14 protein-coding genes are annotated in these 14,267 nt (G+C 36.5%); 11 read left to right on the forward strand and 3 right to left on the reverse strand.

Going from position 1 to position 14,267, the window contains the following annotated elements:
- The first annotated feature begins 46 nt into the window (after nt 1–46).
- The 4 genes from ezrA (at nt 47) to D9780_RS04925 (ending at nt 4,797) form a co-directional block, all read left to right on the forward strand.
- Nucleotides 47–1,741: a septation ring formation regulator EzrA gene (gene ezrA, locus D9780_RS04910; RefSeq protein ID WP_121639464.1), complete on the forward strand. Its 1,695-nt coding sequence runs from the start codon at nt 47–49 to the stop codon at nt 1,739–1,741.
- A 269-nt stretch (nt 1,742–2,010) separates the two neighbouring features.
- On the forward strand, nt 2,011–3,150 hold the full coding sequence (locus D9780_RS04915; RefSeq protein WP_073010028.1) for a cysteine desulfurase family protein: 1,140 nt from the start codon (nt 2,011–2,013) through the stop codon (nt 3,148–3,150).
- A 6-nt stretch (nt 3,151–3,156) separates the two neighbouring features.
- Nucleotides 3,157–4,350, forward strand: coding sequence for a tRNA uracil 4-sulfurtransferase ThiI (thiI, locus tag D9780_RS04920; protein ID WP_121639465.1), 1,194 nt, complete (start codon nt 3,157–3,159; stop codon nt 4,348–4,350).
- Between the two features lie 243 nt (nt 4,351–4,593).
- Nucleotides 4,594–4,797, forward strand: a complete 204-nt coding sequence (locus D9780_RS04925) for an alpha/beta-type small acid-soluble spore protein (protein WP_073010034.1) — start codon at nt 4,594–4,596, stop codon at nt 4,795–4,797.
- Nucleotides 4,798–5,114: 317 nt separating this feature from the next.
- Here the strand turns inward: D9780_RS04925 and D9780_RS04930 are convergent, their stop codons facing one another.
- Complete coding sequence (locus D9780_RS04930; protein ID WP_121639466.1) at nt 5,115–5,912, reverse strand: NAD kinase; 798 nt, start codon at nt 5,910–5,912, stop codon at nt 5,115–5,117.
- Nucleotides 5,913–6,074: 162 nt separating this feature from the next.
- Here D9780_RS04930 and D9780_RS04935 point away from each other — a divergent pair, with 162 nt between their 5' ends.
- The 5 genes from D9780_RS04935 to D9780_RS04955 all read left to right on the forward strand — a co-directional run bounded on the left by D9780_RS04935 (nt 6,075) and on the right by D9780_RS04955 (nt 10,168).
- Nucleotides 6,075–6,641, forward strand: a complete 567-nt coding sequence (locus tag D9780_RS04935; RefSeq protein ID WP_121639467.1) for a DUF2953 domain-containing protein — start codon at nt 6,075–6,077, stop codon at nt 6,639–6,641.
- Nucleotides 6,642–6,656: 15 nt separating this feature from the next.
- Nucleotides 6,657–7,112, forward strand: coding sequence for a GerW family sporulation protein (gene ytfJ / locus D9780_RS04940; RefSeq protein WP_073010043.1), 456 nt, complete (start codon nt 6,657–6,659; stop codon nt 7,110–7,112).
- Between the two features lie 236 nt (nt 7,113–7,348).
- Nucleotides 7,349–7,849 carry a thiol peroxidase gene (tpx, locus tag D9780_RS04945; protein WP_073010046.1) on the forward strand — a complete coding sequence of 167 codons (501 nt, stop codon included), beginning with the start codon at nt 7,349–7,351 and terminating at the stop codon, nt 7,847–7,849.
- A 126-nt stretch (nt 7,850–7,975) separates the two neighbouring features.
- Nucleotides 7,976–8,971: a class I SAM-dependent methyltransferase gene (locus D9780_RS04950; RefSeq protein ID WP_121639468.1), complete on the forward strand. Its 996-nt coding sequence runs from the start codon at nt 7,976–7,978 to the stop codon at nt 8,969–8,971.
- Between the two features lie 6 nt (nt 8,972–8,977).
- Nucleotides 8,978–10,168, forward strand: coding sequence for an acetate kinase (locus tag D9780_RS04955; protein WP_121639469.1), 1,191 nt, complete (start codon nt 8,978–8,980; stop codon nt 10,166–10,168).
- Between the two features lie 374 nt (nt 10,169–10,542).
- On the opposite strand, the gene D9780_RS04960 is transcribed toward D9780_RS04955, so the two are convergent.
- Nucleotides 10,543–10,974: a universal stress protein gene (locus tag D9780_RS04960; protein ID WP_073010055.1), complete on the reverse strand. Its 432-nt coding sequence runs from the start codon at nt 10,972–10,974 to the stop codon at nt 10,543–10,545.
- Nucleotides 10,975–11,152: 178 nt separating this feature from the next.
- On the opposite strand from D9780_RS04960, the gene D9780_RS20980 reads away from it, so the two are divergent.
- Together D9780_RS20980 and ald are read left to right on the forward strand one after the other, a co-directional pair.
- Nucleotides 11,153–11,317 carry a hypothetical protein gene (locus D9780_RS20980; RefSeq protein ID WP_162985788.1) on the forward strand — a complete coding sequence of 55 codons (165 nt, stop codon included), beginning with the start codon at nt 11,153–11,155 and terminating at the stop codon, nt 11,315–11,317.
- 307 nt (nt 11,318–11,624) lie between these two features.
- A complete protein-coding gene (gene ald, locus D9780_RS04965) occupies nt 11,625–12,743 on the forward strand; it encodes an alanine dehydrogenase (RefSeq protein WP_073010059.1) in 1,119 nt (372 codons plus the stop codon).
- A 373-nt stretch (nt 12,744–13,116) separates the two neighbouring features.
- Here the strand turns inward: ald and D9780_RS04970 are convergent, their stop codons facing one another.
- Nucleotides 13,117–14,214: a M24 family metallopeptidase gene (locus D9780_RS04970; protein WP_121639470.1), complete on the reverse strand. Its 1,098-nt coding sequence runs from the start codon at nt 14,212–14,214 to the stop codon at nt 13,117–13,119.
- Nucleotides 14,215–14,267 lie beyond the last annotated feature (53 nt).

Consider the following 14,267-nt stretch of genomic DNA (forward strand, 5'->3'; position numbering starts at 1 on the left):
AAAAATTAGGAAAAGGGTCTTAGGAGATTTAGTTGGGAGGCATTTTATGGCATACATCATTGGCATTATACTTGTAGTTATCGCACTTATTATTACAGGACTAATTTTACGTAAAAGGGTATATGATGTTGTCGATCGCAATGAAGCTTGGAAAATGGATATCATGGGTCGAAACATCAATGCCGAGCTCTCCCGTATAAAAATACTTAACTTGTCTGGAGAAACGCAAGATAAGTTTGAGGCGTGGAAAGAGCGTTGGGAACATATTGTTACAAAGGAATTAACAGATATTGAAGAGCATTTGTTTGATGCAGAGGAAGCAGCAGACCGTTATCGCTTTTCAAAAGCAAAAAAAACTTTAGCAGAAGTGGAAAAAATACTTCAAAAAGTAGAAATGGAAATTGAACAAATTATTAAAGAAGTGGATGAATTACTCAATTCTGAAGCAGAGAGTCGAAAAGAAATCGAATATGTTGAACCAACGCTAAAAGATTTGCGGAAGAAACTATCGCAAAATCGTTATCAATATGGGAAAGCAGAGAGTTATTTTGAAACAAAATTAGATGAACTGTTTAAAGAGCTTGCTTCTTACTATGAACTAATAGAAGAAGGGAATTACATAGAGGCAAAACAATTGGTTGATAATCTTAAACTTTCTCTTGACCATTTGCAAATACAGCTTGAGGAATTTCCACATGTATATAAAATGTGTAAACAAGAGCTTCCTTCTCAATTAGATGATCTACTTTCGGGAATTAAGGAAATGAAAAGTGAAGGGTACCGCGTTGAGCATCTTGCGTTTGAAAAAGAAATTCGCAACTATCAGCAAAAGCTTACACAGATGGTGGATAAACTGGATAAAGGTGACATGGCTAATGGCGAGACATTAATTGAAGAGATCGAAACACGTTCCAAGGAAATGTATCAATTATTGGAAAAAGAGGCAATTGCTAAAAATTATGTGGAAACAAAATTACCGACTTATCAACAAACGATGCAAGAAGTTACAGCTACTTTTAATGACACAAAGCAAGAGGTAGAGCAGCTACAAAAGGCTTATTATTTTGAAGATAGTGATATGGAAAAATATATATCCTTGGAAAAATTGATTTCGAAATTAAATTCACAAGTGGAAACAGTCGTCTCCGATTTGAAAGAAGAAAAATCGCCGCATACAAAGCTTCGAAATGAAATAGAAGCAGCCCTTGAAGAAATTGAGAAATTAAAAGAAAGCCATCAAGCATTCAGAAAACGAATTCAAAACCTACGCAAAGATGAGCTAGAGGCTAAGGAAAAGTTGACAGAAATGCGGAATGAGTTGTATTCTGTACAACGAAAGCTTAAAAAAAGTAATGTACCTGGAGTTCCTACATTTATTTGGAATCTTATAGAAACAGCGAATGATAAAAATCAACGTGTCGTAAAAGCATTAGAAAATCAGCCTTTAGAGATGGCAGAAGTGCAACAAGCATTAAATGATGCGAAAAACGCTGTGACCTATTGTGTAGAACAAACAGAATTGATGTTAGAACAAGCCTATTTGACTGAGCAGGTCATTCAATATGCAAACCGATATCGGAGTCAATACCCGTTGTTAGCGGAAAAATTGGCGGAGTCGGAACGTTTGTTTCGGAAATATGAGTATGAATTAGCACTTGAGAATGCGGCTAAAGCAATTGAAGAGGTCGAGCCGGGAGCCCTAAAGCGCATTGAGGCTTACCAATCCGCTGTTGAGGAATAAGTATATACAAGGTCGTATGGAAGAAGGATATGCATTCGATGATATCCTTTTTTCACTTTAAAAAAGGTGATTAGAAGAACTTGATCTATCGCCAAGACACTCTGGAAAAAGCTGTAGTTTTTCTCACTATAGACCTTTGTTTTTATACTTTTTTATAGTATAAAAAACATGGCTTGTCGCCATAAAAATGTAGCGACAAGCCAAGTTTTTTGTAACAGTTTTAACTTGGATATGAAACATAAAAAAAGAGAGGTATGGCAATATAGAAAATGATTTATTTAGATAATAGTGCAACCACTAAACCGGAAGCATCTGTGTTAAAAAGCTATGAAAAAGTGTCCATGCATTTTTTTGCGAATCCTTCTTCTATCCATTCACTAGGGGGAGAATCGGAGAAATTGTTGCATCAAGCAAAAGGAGAGGCAGCTAAGTTATTAGAAGTTGCTCCTTCCGAAATTGTATTTACTTCTGGTGGAACGGAAGGGAATAATCTAGCAATTAAAGGAATTGCTTTTGAGCATCAGCATAGAGGAAAGCATATAATTACAACTGCTATTGAACATGCATCTGTATACGAAGCGTGCAAAGGTCTGGAGACATTAGGCTTTGATGTCACCTATTTACCCGTTAACCAAGAGGGGGTTATTAATTTAAATGATTTACAGGCGGCCATCCAAGATGACACAATTTTAATAAGTATCATGCACGTAAATAGCGAACTTGGATCGATACAACCTATTGAGGAAATTGCAAAAATTTCCAAGCGTTATCCGAAATTATTTTTCCATGTTGACTACGTGCAGGGGCTAGGGAAAGTGCCTTTGTCTTTCAAAGATAGTGGAATAGATCTGTGTACGATGTCAGGCCATAAAATCCATGGGTTAAAGGGAACTGGCATCTTATATGTGAAAGATCGAACCACACTTTATCCATTATTTCATGGAGGGTCTCAGGAACAAGGAATACGTTCTGGAACAGAAAATTTGCCAGGAGCAGTTTCATTCATAAAAGCATTACGATTGATTTTGGAAAAAGAAAAAAATCAAAGATACGACCTAATACAAATGCAACAATACATTCGTAAGGAGCTAGAGGAACTGCCGGATGTTTTTATAAATACGCCGTTACATGCAGCACCACACATTATCAATTTTTCTGTTCCTGGTATAAAGCCAGAGGTTCTCATTCACACACTAGCCAATCATGGTATTTATATTTCAACGAAGTCCGCTTGTTCTTCTAAGCAATCCGAGGACAGTAGGGTTCTTGTAGGTTGTGGTTTACCTAAGTCAAGGGCAACATCTGCACTTCGTATTAGTCTTTCCTATATGAATACAATGGAAGAGTTACAAAGGTTTATTAATATATTAAGTAAGAGTATACAGCAATTAAAAAATGTACTGGGGTAGATATTTATGCAATACGATCATATATTAATTCGTTACGGAGAAATGGCTTTAAAAGGAAAAAATATGAAAGCATTTGTTCTTCGTTTGCAGGAGAATATTCAAAGTAAATTGCAGGATTATGAAAACGTAAAGGTAAAACGCACGCAAGGCAGAATGTTTATTTTATTAAATGGTCATGATCCAGAACCGATCATAGCGAAGTGTAAATATATTTTTGGTATTCATAGTTTAAGCTTGGCCATTAAGGAAGAAAATGAACCTGAAAATATTAAAGCAGCAGCGCTATATGCACTAAAGAAAAATACTGCTGCTAAGACATTTAAAGTGACAGTAAAGCGCATAAACAAAGCTTTTCCAATTCGATCGCAAGAATTTAACCAGGTAGTAGGACGACATTTGTTATTGAATACAAGTGGTATTACAGTAGATGTTCATCGCCCAGATATAGAAATTAAAATTGAAATTCGCCATGAAGCCACGTATATTACGTCCAGTGTTGTCCAAGGAGCTGGCGGGTTACCAGTTGGTACTTCTGGTAAATCGTTATTGCTATTATCCGGCGGTATTGATAGTCCTGTTGCTGGTTATCTGGCAATGAAACGAGGTGTTCAATTGGAGGCTATACACTTCCATTCCCCTCCATTTACGAGCGAGCGAGCAAAGCAAAAAGTGCTTGATTTAGCTAAACAATTGACACATTTTGGGAAATCTATGCAAGTTCATCTGGTGCCATTTACGAAGTTACAACAGGAAATATTTCGGCAGGTGCCTGATGGTTATGCAATGACGATTATGCGTCGTGTAATGATGCAAATTAGTGAAAAAATTTGTCAAGATCAATCCATTTTATCCTTAACTACAGGAGAAAATTTAGGTCAAGTTGCTAGTCAAACGATGGAAAGCATGCATGTTATTAATGAAGTTACAAACTTCCCTATATTGAGGCCATTGGTTGCAATGGACAAAACAGAAATAATTGATATAGCTAAAAGAATTGGTACATTTGAGACTTCCATTCTTCCTTATGAGGATTGCTGTACGGTCTTTGTGCCAAAATCTCCAAAAACCAAACCAAAAAGAGATAAAGCTAATCATTTTGAAGCAAAAGCAGATTTCACGAAGTTAATGAATGAAGCTATAATGGAAGTAGAGACAATTAAAATTACTTCTAACGAAAATGCTTACGTTGATTTATTTTAAAGACAAAATGAATGGCTTGACATAGTTAACATTTTGTCGGAGGTGTTTTTATTCCTGGCATAGTGGAATATACACTGTTTAGTTAAAGCGCGGCGTATTATTGTATCAGTTCTTAAGGTGCTTTGCTATGTTTGGGTTATATATGTAACATCTATTCCTTTATTTACAGTAACTACCAAACAAAATTATGAATGGATTTTCTTCTTGGTACACATTCTATAAGTACCAAGGAGGTGATTTAATATGGCAACTAACAATTCAAATCAATTAGTAGTCCCTGGTGTACAACAAGCTCTAGATCAAATGAAGTATGAAATTGCTCAAGAATTTGGTGTTCAATTAGGACCAGATTCAACTTCTCGCTCTAACGGATCTGTTGGTGGGGAAATTACGAAACGTCTAGTACAAATGGCAGAGCAACAATTTGGTGGTCAACAAACTTACTAAAATAATATGTATGGTAAAAAAGGACTATCCGTTCAAGGGTAGTCCTTTTGCTTGTAGACTAGGAAATTATTAAAATTTAGCAGCTGTGGATAAACTTACTAAGTTATTTAGCCGCGTCCGGCTCCATCGCCCAGCAACTAGGCAACTACGAATCGCCCCTAAGCTATGTCATCATTGGTTCGTCAACTCCGTCTCACCATGATTCCTAAAACATTCGTTGATTCGCTCCAGCCGCTACGTTGCTAAACGGGCGCTTGTGCTTTTGTGCCTTTAAAAGCTAAATTTCGCAATGCGTAGAAGTAGAGTATAAAGTTAACTTACAGAAAGGTTCGTTTGACACGATCCCAGAAAGAATTATTTTTTAATTTTACAGTTTTTACGACTTTGTCGCTTAAAGTAACAGTGATATCCTGAATGTTTTTAATGGAATATGCTTCATTATCAAGGCCAATAATTGGGTAATCATTTCCATCTTGACGCACAGACAAACGTAAAGTTCTGTCTTTGTTAAGTATAAAAGAAGAACCAAGTGTACGATAACGGTTATTGTTAATGGATGCCAGTTCTGTTACTTGGAAACAAGGAATGCGAGGGTCTATGACAGCACCATTTGTAGATTTATTATATCCAGTACTCCCAGTAGGAGTAGCAACAATTAAGCCATCTCCGCGAAATGTTTCAAAATGTTGCTCATCAATGAATACATCCATCACAATTGACTTTATAATGGTAGAACGAACACTTAGTTCGTTAAGGCAAAAGAAGCTAGTCTCATCGTTAATATTTACTTTAATAATAGGAAAACGTCTTACTTCAAGTTCTTCATGCTGCATAGTATGCATCATTTCATTAACATTGTCCAAATAAAAATCACAATATAAACTGGCTTCTCCTGAGCGATTAATTCCAATATAAATGCAATTTTGACGGTATTTTGTTTTTCTAGCTGCCTGCAGAAAAGCACCATCGCCACCGATACTCACAATTATATTTGCGTGTTTAGCATCTTCTACAACTTTAAAACCGTTTTCAATTGCTGCATGATGAATAGTCGCTATTTTTTCTTCTATACCGGTTGGATTTAAGTAGTAAAAAAACAAGTTATTTCGTTCCATCCTATTACACCCTCCGTCTATGTATGCTTTTTTTATTATGAAAGATTGTTTCACTTCATTCTACCATGTTTAACAAAAGATTTAAAAAAAGTACCGTTTGTAGTTATTTTTGGATAAAAATAGAATTGCAGTAGAATAATAACTTGTAATGGGGTGAAAAGTGTGTGGATTATATTTTGGATTTTATTTATTTTATTAATACTTATAATCATGATTTGTTCCATTAATTGGAAAATGAATATTCGTATTGAATACTCTCCAACGCAATTTGTTTTACATATAAAAATAAGTTGGCTTTTTATTCAAATAGTAAATAAGACAATTCAACTTCAGCAACTGGAAACGTATGAAGCGCATTCTTTTGATTGTTTATCTGACCAGTTACAAAAAATGTATCGTCTTCTAAAAGAGATCAATGCTATAGCCAAAGCTATTTTACAACATATCGTTATTCAGCAATGGCAATGGTATACGAAAGGAGGGACAGGGGATGCGGCTGTAACAGGCACGCTTTCTGGTTTCGTTTGGGGAATTAAAGGTGTCATAACTAGCTGGATTATAGGGAAAAGTAAGCAAAGTTGCAAATCAGACTTGCAAGTGCAACCTTTATTTCAACAAAGATATATAGAGATGTATTTTTCTTGTATGGTATCCATTAAAATCACACAAGCTATAACTAGTTTTATACAAGTGTTACGAATAGTAGATATGCAAACAAAGCAAAGTTAAAGGAGTGTAAAGTATATGGAAGATCATCCAATACAAGGTTTAATGACAACAGCAATGGAAAACTTAAAGGATATGGTGGAGGCAAATACCATTATAGGTAATCCTGTACAATCTCCAGATGGTAGTATAATTATTCCTGTATCTAAAGTTGGTTTTGGTTTTGCAGCAGGTGGTAGTGAATTTCAATCAACAAGTAACCTTTCATCAGACAGTGAAGCGACATTGCCCTTTGGCGGTGGTAGTGGAGGTGGCGTATCCATTACACCTGTAGCCTTTTTAATTGCAAGTAATCAAGGAATTAAGATGGTTCATTTAGATGAGCAAACACATATTTATGAAAAAATGTTGCATTTTGCTCCTCAAGTTGTCGAAAAAGTACAAGAGATCATTCAATCTGCTGACAAGAAACAGTCATCTAAGAAAGATACCGAAAAAAAAGAGAAACAAGCTCCGACGCAATATGATGTTTGATTTAAGAGTATTGAACTTTTGGGGTAATTCTAAAGGGGAATTATCATTTTCACTATAAATATGGTAATCGGAGTGATTTGTAAACGGAATGGTGAAACAAAGTTGAATGTGTATAAACAAAAATGAAAGCGGTTGTTATTTTGTTCACAAATTATTCCTCGTAAAATAGTGGACATGGATCATGAATCAATTCATAATAGTAGGGGAATACAATTATTTAGGAAGGAATGATTCTTATGGCAAATGTGACATTCCAACATAAACCAGTTACCCTGTTAGGTACAGAGGTGCAAGTTGGTGATCAAGCACCAAACTTCAGGGTATTGACGACTGATTTACAAGATGCAACGTTGGATGATTACAAAGGGAAAGTAAAGCTAATCAGTGTCGTTCCTTCGATTGATACTGGTGTATGTGCTGATCAAACAAAGCGGTTTAATGAAGAAGCATTTGCAATAGGTAGCGTTCAAGTGCTAACAATGAGTATGGATTTGCCTTTTGCACAAAAGCGTTGGGTAACCGAGCATAATATCGATAAATTAGAAACGTTATCCGACCACCGTGATGCAAATTTTGGTCATCAATACGGAGTTCTTATAAAAGAATTACGCTTGCTTGCGCGAGCTATTTTTATCATCGATCGTAACGACACAGTTCAATACGTCGAATATGTGAGTGAAGTGAGCAATCATCCAGATTATGAAGCTGCTCTGGAGGCTGCGAAGAAAGCAAATTAACATCTCTCTCCATTGGGAGGGGGATTTTTACTGTCCAATCGGATGAAAGCACAATTCATTGTATTCATTTAATCCTTTTGATACAATAGATGACGCTTTATAGCAACCGAATGGAGGCTGCAATGAATGAAGAATTCAAAAACAAATGTAGAGTCACTTTATAGTTGGATAGATGAGATTACTACAACTATCCAAGAATATGTGAATGAAACTTATTTAGACAGCTTGATATATGCACAAGAATGTATTTTTCACTGCACACCTACAATAAATCATGACGAACAACTGACTCATAAGCTGGAAACATTATTACAAACCACATCCTTAGCTGACTATACAGTTGAAGAGATTAGAAAGGCAAATCAGCTAGCAATATTAAAAGGAATGAAAGGCTCAACTCAAGCACAGCATATGATGACTCCTGAAACAATTGCTTTGATTATAGCTTATCTAAGCAACAAACTAATGGATGAGAAAAAAGAAATACGTATTTTTGATCCAGCAAGCGGTACTGGAAACTTGTTGACAACTGTATTTAGTCAACTTTCTCAAGATAAAGAAGCGTATGCAAGTGAAGTCGATTCAACATTAATTCAACTAGGTGTATGGAATGCCAATCTACAAAAGCAGCAAATTGAATTTTTTCACCAAGATAGTTTGCAACCTTTTTTACTAGACCCGGTTGATTTAGTTGTAGCAGATTTACCAGTGGGTTATTACCCTGATGATGTGCGGGCGTCACGCTTTGAATTACAAGCAAAAGAAGGCCATTCCTATGCACATCATTTATTTATGGAGCAAAGTCTTAAGTATACTGTAGATGGAGGATATCTTATATTTGTTATTCCTGAGTTTTTGTTTGAAAGTGATCAGGCAGATCAATTAAAGAAATTTTTACATGAACATGCACATATTGTAGGACTACTAGGTTTACCTGATACAGCATTCCAAACAGATAAACAAAAAAAGAGTATTTTAATTTTACAAAAAAAAGGTCGCCATACCACCACTCCTAAACAACCATTATTGGTGAAAATGCCTTCTTTTTCAAATACCAATGCAATGGGAGATATTTTAGGTCAAATAAATAATTGGTTCCAAACGTATAAAAAGAGGAGTTGAACAGCAATGAGTAACGTATTGGCTATTAATGCCGGTAGTTCATCTTTGAAATTCCAACTAATAAAAATGCCAGAAGAAACGGTTCTTGCTAAAGGGCTTGTAGAAAGAATTGGTCTTCATGAAGCTATCTTTGAAATGAAAGCACAAGAGAAAAAAGAAAAATTCGTAGGTGACATTCCTAATCATGAAGAAGCTGTAAAGAAATTATTAGAAGGTTTGAAAAAATCGGGTGTCATTACGTCCCTTGATGAAATTAATGCAGTAGGGCATCGTATTGTTCATGGAGGAGAAAAATTTAGCGATTCTGTGTTAATTACTGAACAGGTTATTCAAGGAATTGAAGAAATCTCTGAATTAGCTCCTTTACACAATCCAGCACATTTAACGGGCATCCATGCATTTCGTCATATCTTGCCAGAAGTGCCTATGGTTGCTGTGTTTGATACTGCGTTTCATCAAACCATGCCGCCGTCATCTTACTTATATAGTTTGCCATATAATTACTATGAAGACTATGGTATTCGTAAATATGGTTTCCATGGGACATCGCATAAATACGTTTCCCAGCGTGCAGCAGAATTGTTAGGTGTGCCACTTGAAAATTTAAGGTTAATCTCTTGCCACTTAGGAAATGGGTCTAGTATCGCTGCTATTCAAGGTGGAGAATCACTTGATACGTCAATGGGGTTCACACCACTAGCTGGTTTAACAATGGGGACTCGTTCTGGAGACATTGATCCAGCACTTATACCATATATTATGGAGAAAACAGGAAAATCAGCTTCGGAAGTCGTTCATGTGTTAAATAAAGAAAGTGGTATGTTAGCTTTATCTGGTTTTTCTAGCGATTTAAGGGATATTGAGCAAAAGGCAGATGAAGATCCTAGAGCTAAGCTTGCATTAGATGTATTTGCTGAACGTATCCATAAATACTTAGGTTCTTATGCAGCTAAAATGAGTGGCGTCGATGCGATCATTTTCACAGCTGGAGTTGGAGAAAACAGTGTATTAATTCGGGAGAAAGTTTTACGCGGCTTAGAATTTATGGGTGTATACTGGGATCCTACATTGAATAACACACGAGGAAAAGAACAATTTGTTAATTATCCTCATTCCCCTGTAAAAGTAATCATTATTCCTACAAATGAAGAAGTAATGATTGCACGGGACACAGTTCGACTAACAGAGTCAATTTAAGACCAAAGGCTCGGGCGCTCGTTTTAGCAACGTAGCGAGTGGAACGAATCAACGAAAGTTTTAGGGATCATGCTGCTACAACAGGAGTATGCCGGGCTCTCCGGCAAGCCCGTCTTTAGTCGATCCTTCCTATTTGGAACGAACCGATGATGACTTAGCTTAGGGCAATGAAGTACGTCGCCTAGTTGCTGGGCGCTGGAGCCGGACGTGGCTAAATAACTTAGTAAGTTTATCCACACCTTGCAAAATTTTATAATTTTATAGACAATTATAAAGGTTTTGGCGTGGTTTAGCCATGACAAAACCCTTATAAAACTTGTTGCTATAGTTCAGACAGCGCTTCCTAACAGAAGCGCTGTATACGGTTAAAGCTTTTATCGAACGACAAGAACATCACATGTGGCGTAACGAGTAATGTTTTCCGATACACTTCCAATTAAAAATCTTTCTACTGCATTCATACCTGTTGCTCCACAAATAATTAAATCGGCTTCAAATTGTTTGGCAATATCTTTTGCAATTTTTACTTTCGGAGATCCATATTCCACACAACGTACTAAATCGTCCACTCCGGCTCCTTTAGCGTTATCAACGTAGCTATCTAGTAGCTCTTTTGCATACTCATCCGCTCTTTCTGCTAAAGTACGATCGTATGCTTCTGCAGTAGCAAATGTTCGAGAATCAACAACATGTGCTAGAATGAGCCTTGCATCGTTATTCCTTTTGGCGATGGCGAGTGATTTCTTAAATGCTTTTTCAGATGCTTCAGATCCATCTACCGCAACAACAATATTTTTATATTCCACTTTTCATCTCCCCTTTCTATTTCCACTATATACCCATTTTACTTTTACAACAATCAATATATGGTGTTTTTGTTAAAATAATAGTATAATATCGCCACATATCACGGCAATACTATAAGTGAGTTCAAAAGCCATTTCGCTTTTGCTACAATCTCTATTCAGTGAAAGAGGGATATATTTGGCAAAAAATAATCAGCAAAACCATGGTTCCAAGAAATTGTTTTCAGATGAAAAAGGTGTAGAGGCAGTTCGAAATCAGTTAAATGAAAGCTATCAAAGTGGGGTTGTGGAACAACTGCATAATAATAAGGGGATCTATACTTTTAATAATCGAAAAAATTAATTTTTTAATAGAGGCTCTCGTCGCTACGGTTTTCCGTTAAAGACTAGTGAGTCTCTTTTCCTGTAGGGCAAAGAAGCGGTCTTTTTTATCATCACTGTTCTTCCTATCCCTTTCATCCCGATTGTTATTAATTTATCCCCACTTTAAACAAAAACTGAAAACGTAAAAGTTTACATTTTCATAAGCTCTATTAGGAAATTTTTTCAAAAAAACCTATATCTCCATTTCTTTCTACTTCCTATTTTTTTAAATATTTGATACTGTTAGATTATAAATGAATTATATTGATGAAGGAGGTATTTACAAGATGAACATCGGAGTACCAAAAGAGATAAAAAACAATGAAAATAGGGTGGCGATGGCTCCGTCTGGCGTCTTAACATTAACAAAGGCTGGTCATCAAATTTTTATGGAAACAAATGCAGGTTTAGGATCAGGTTTTTCTGATGAGCAATACGTAAATGCTGGCGCTACCATTGTTTCAAGCCCAAAAGAAGCATGGTCACAAGAAATGGTAATGAAAGTGAAAGAGCCTTTACCAGAAGAATATAGTTATTTTTATGAAGGTCAAATTTTATTTACATATTTGCATTTAGCAGCAGAAGCAGAGCTAACGAAAGAGTTAGTTAATAAAAAAGTGACTGCAATTGCTTATGAGACAGTGCAATTACCAAATAATACATTACCGCTTTTAACACCTATGAGTGAAGTAGCTGGGAAGATGGCTTCACAAATCGGCGCTCAGTTTTTAGAGAAAACGAAAGGTGGAAAAGGTATTCTGTTAAGCGGAATTCCTGGTGTCAGACGGGCCAAAATCACTATTATTGGTGGCGGAGTTGTTGGAACAAACGCAGCGAAAATAGCTGTCGGTTTAGGAGCAGATGTAACTTTAATTGATTTGAATCCAGAACGTTTACGACAGCTTGATGATATTTTTGGTTTCTCAATTAATACGATGATGTCGAATCCAATGAATATAAGTCTCGCTTTAGCTGAGTCGGATCTTGTCATAGGAGCAGTGCTAATCCCAGGAGCGAAAGCACCAAAATTAGTAACGGAAGAAATGGTACAAAATATGTCTGATGGGTCTGTCATTGTAGATGTAGCTATTGACCAAGGAGGAATATTTGAGACGAGTGACCATGTCACTACGCATGATAACCCAACTTATACGAAGCATGGTGTCTTACATTACTCCGTAGCTAATATGCCAGGAGCTGTTCCTAGAACGTCTACTATTGGATTGACGAATGTCACTGTGCCATATGCTTTGCAATTGGCTAACTTTGGAGTGGAGATGGCTTTTCAAAATAACGAATCACTCTTAAAAGGGGTAAATACATGGAAAGGAATTGTAACTCATCAAGGCGTCGCAAATGCTCATGAAATGAACTATGTCGACCCACACACATTACTTGAGTTGTAATAATATGTGAAAACGACAAGTAAAAGACCAAAGGCTCGGGGCGCCCGGTTAGCAACGTAGCGAGTGGAACGAACCAACGAAAGTTTTAGGAATCATGCTCCTGCAACCGGAGTATGTCGGCGCCCTCCGGCAAGCCTCTTTAGTCGGCCTTCCCTATTTAGAACGAACCGATGATGACTTAGCTTAGGGCAATGGAGTGAAGGCTCCCAGTTGCTGGCGCTGGAGCCGGACGTGGCTAAATAACTTAGTAAGTTTATCCACAGCTGCTAAATTTTATAATTTCCTTAATTTCCTAGTCAATGAAAAAGCAGCGTGACTACCCACCGCTGCTTCTTCTTACATTCATTGCCACGCTTTGATCATTTTTAATTGTCTAATCAACAATCATTAATTCCTTTGGAAATTGCGTTAAAACTTCTGGACCACTTTCTTTGATAAATAGCATATCTTCTATTCTTACACCCCCAATATTAGGCACGTAGATGCCTGGCTCAACAGTAAAGCACATATTTTCCTGCAATGGTAATGTGTTATCACTATGCATAGATGGGTATTCGTGAGTTTGGATACCTAATCCGTGCCCAATTCGATGCGTGAAATAGTCCCCATATCCATTTGAGTTTATTGCGTTTCGCGCAACTTGATCTAATTTCCCTACAGCAACACCTGCTTTAGCTGATTCTATCGTTTTTTGTTGTGCATGTAACACATTGTTATAGATACGATCTTGTTCCTTGGTAATGGATTTAAAAGCAACTGTTCTTGTGATATCAGAACAATAACCTTCATATACAACGCCTAAGTCAAATAAAACCAAATCACCTTTAGCAATTTTTTTTAACGATGGGTTTCCGTGAGGAGAGGCTGTTTTTGTACCGGATAAAACGATCGTGGAAAACGACATCGCTTGCACACCTTGTTTTTTTAGTTCAAATTCAATTTTAGCGACAATTTCTAACTCCGTTATCCCTTCTTTTATTGCTTCAACCCCTGTTTTTATACCAAAATCAGCAAGTTCTGCTGCTGTTTTAAGCCTTTTGTATTCATATTCGTTTTTAATAAGCCTTAATTGAGCTAATAACGCTTCAGCTTGTCTAATTTCTGTTTGCGGTAAAATCTGTTGCAGTATGGTTTGGCGGTCTAATGTAAAATGATTAAACTCCACGCCAATTGTTTTTGGAATAGTTTCGTTTTGCTTTATTACTTTAGATAGCATTTCCCAAGGGTTTTCGTGATCTTGATACGAAATAATAGAGTGTTTCCAACCTGCGTTTTTAGCATCTGCTTTCTCCATTGCAGGAAGAACGAGAATAGGATCTTCATGCTTACGTATATATACAGCAACTAGACGTTCATGTGGGTCGGTAAAGTAGTTCGTTATGTAATATACATTTGCCGGTGACGTAATTAAAATACTTTCCATATGCTGCTGATCCATATGGCGTAAAAGTGTTTCGATTCTTTGTTTCATGATTATAACACTCCTTTAATGTTTATGTACTATTATAACAAAGATGGTTTTAA

Source organism: Virgibacillus sp. Bac330, assembly GCF_003667845.1.
Taxonomy (GTDB): Bacteria; Bacillota; Bacilli; order Bacillales; family Amphibacillaceae; genus Virgibacillus; species Virgibacillus chiguensis.

Coding starts and splice junctions, on each gene's coding strand:
- D9780_RS04925 (WP_073010034.1), top strand. CDS start 4,594: ATGGCAACTAACAATTCAAATCAATTAGTAGTCCCTGGTGTACAACAA.
- D9780_RS04915 (WP_073010028.1), top strand. CDS start 2,011: ATGATTTATTTAGATAATAGTGCAACCACTAAACCGGAAGCATCTGTG.
- tpx (WP_073010046.1), top strand. CDS start 7,349: ATGGCAAATGTGACATTCCAACATAAACCAGTTACCCTGTTAGGTACA.
- D9780_RS04955 (WP_121639469.1), top strand. CDS start 8,978: ATGAGTAACGTATTGGCTATTAATGCCGGTAGTTCATCTTTGAAATTC.
- D9780_RS04950 (WP_121639468.1), top strand. CDS start 7,976: ATGAAGAATTCAAAAACAAATGTAGAGTCACTTTATAGTTGGATAGAT.
- ald (WP_073010059.1), top strand. CDS start 11,625: ATGAACATCGGAGTACCAAAAGAGATAAAAAACAATGAAAATAGGGTG.
- D9780_RS04930 (WP_121639466.1), bottom strand. CDS start 5,912: ATGGAACGAAATAACTTGTTTTTTTACTACTTAAATCCAACCGGTATA.
- D9780_RS04970 (WP_121639470.1), bottom strand. CDS start 14,214: ATGAAACAAAGAATCGAAACACTTTTACGCCATATGGATCAGCAGCAT.
- ezrA (WP_121639464.1), top strand. CDS start 47: ATGGCATACATCATTGGCATTATACTTGTAGTTATCGCACTTATTATT.
- ytfJ (WP_073010043.1), top strand. CDS start 6,657: ATGGAAGATCATCCAATACAAGGTTTAATGACAACAGCAATGGAAAAC.
- thiI (WP_121639465.1), top strand. CDS start 3,157: ATGCAATACGATCATATATTAATTCGTTACGGAGAAATGGCTTTAAAA.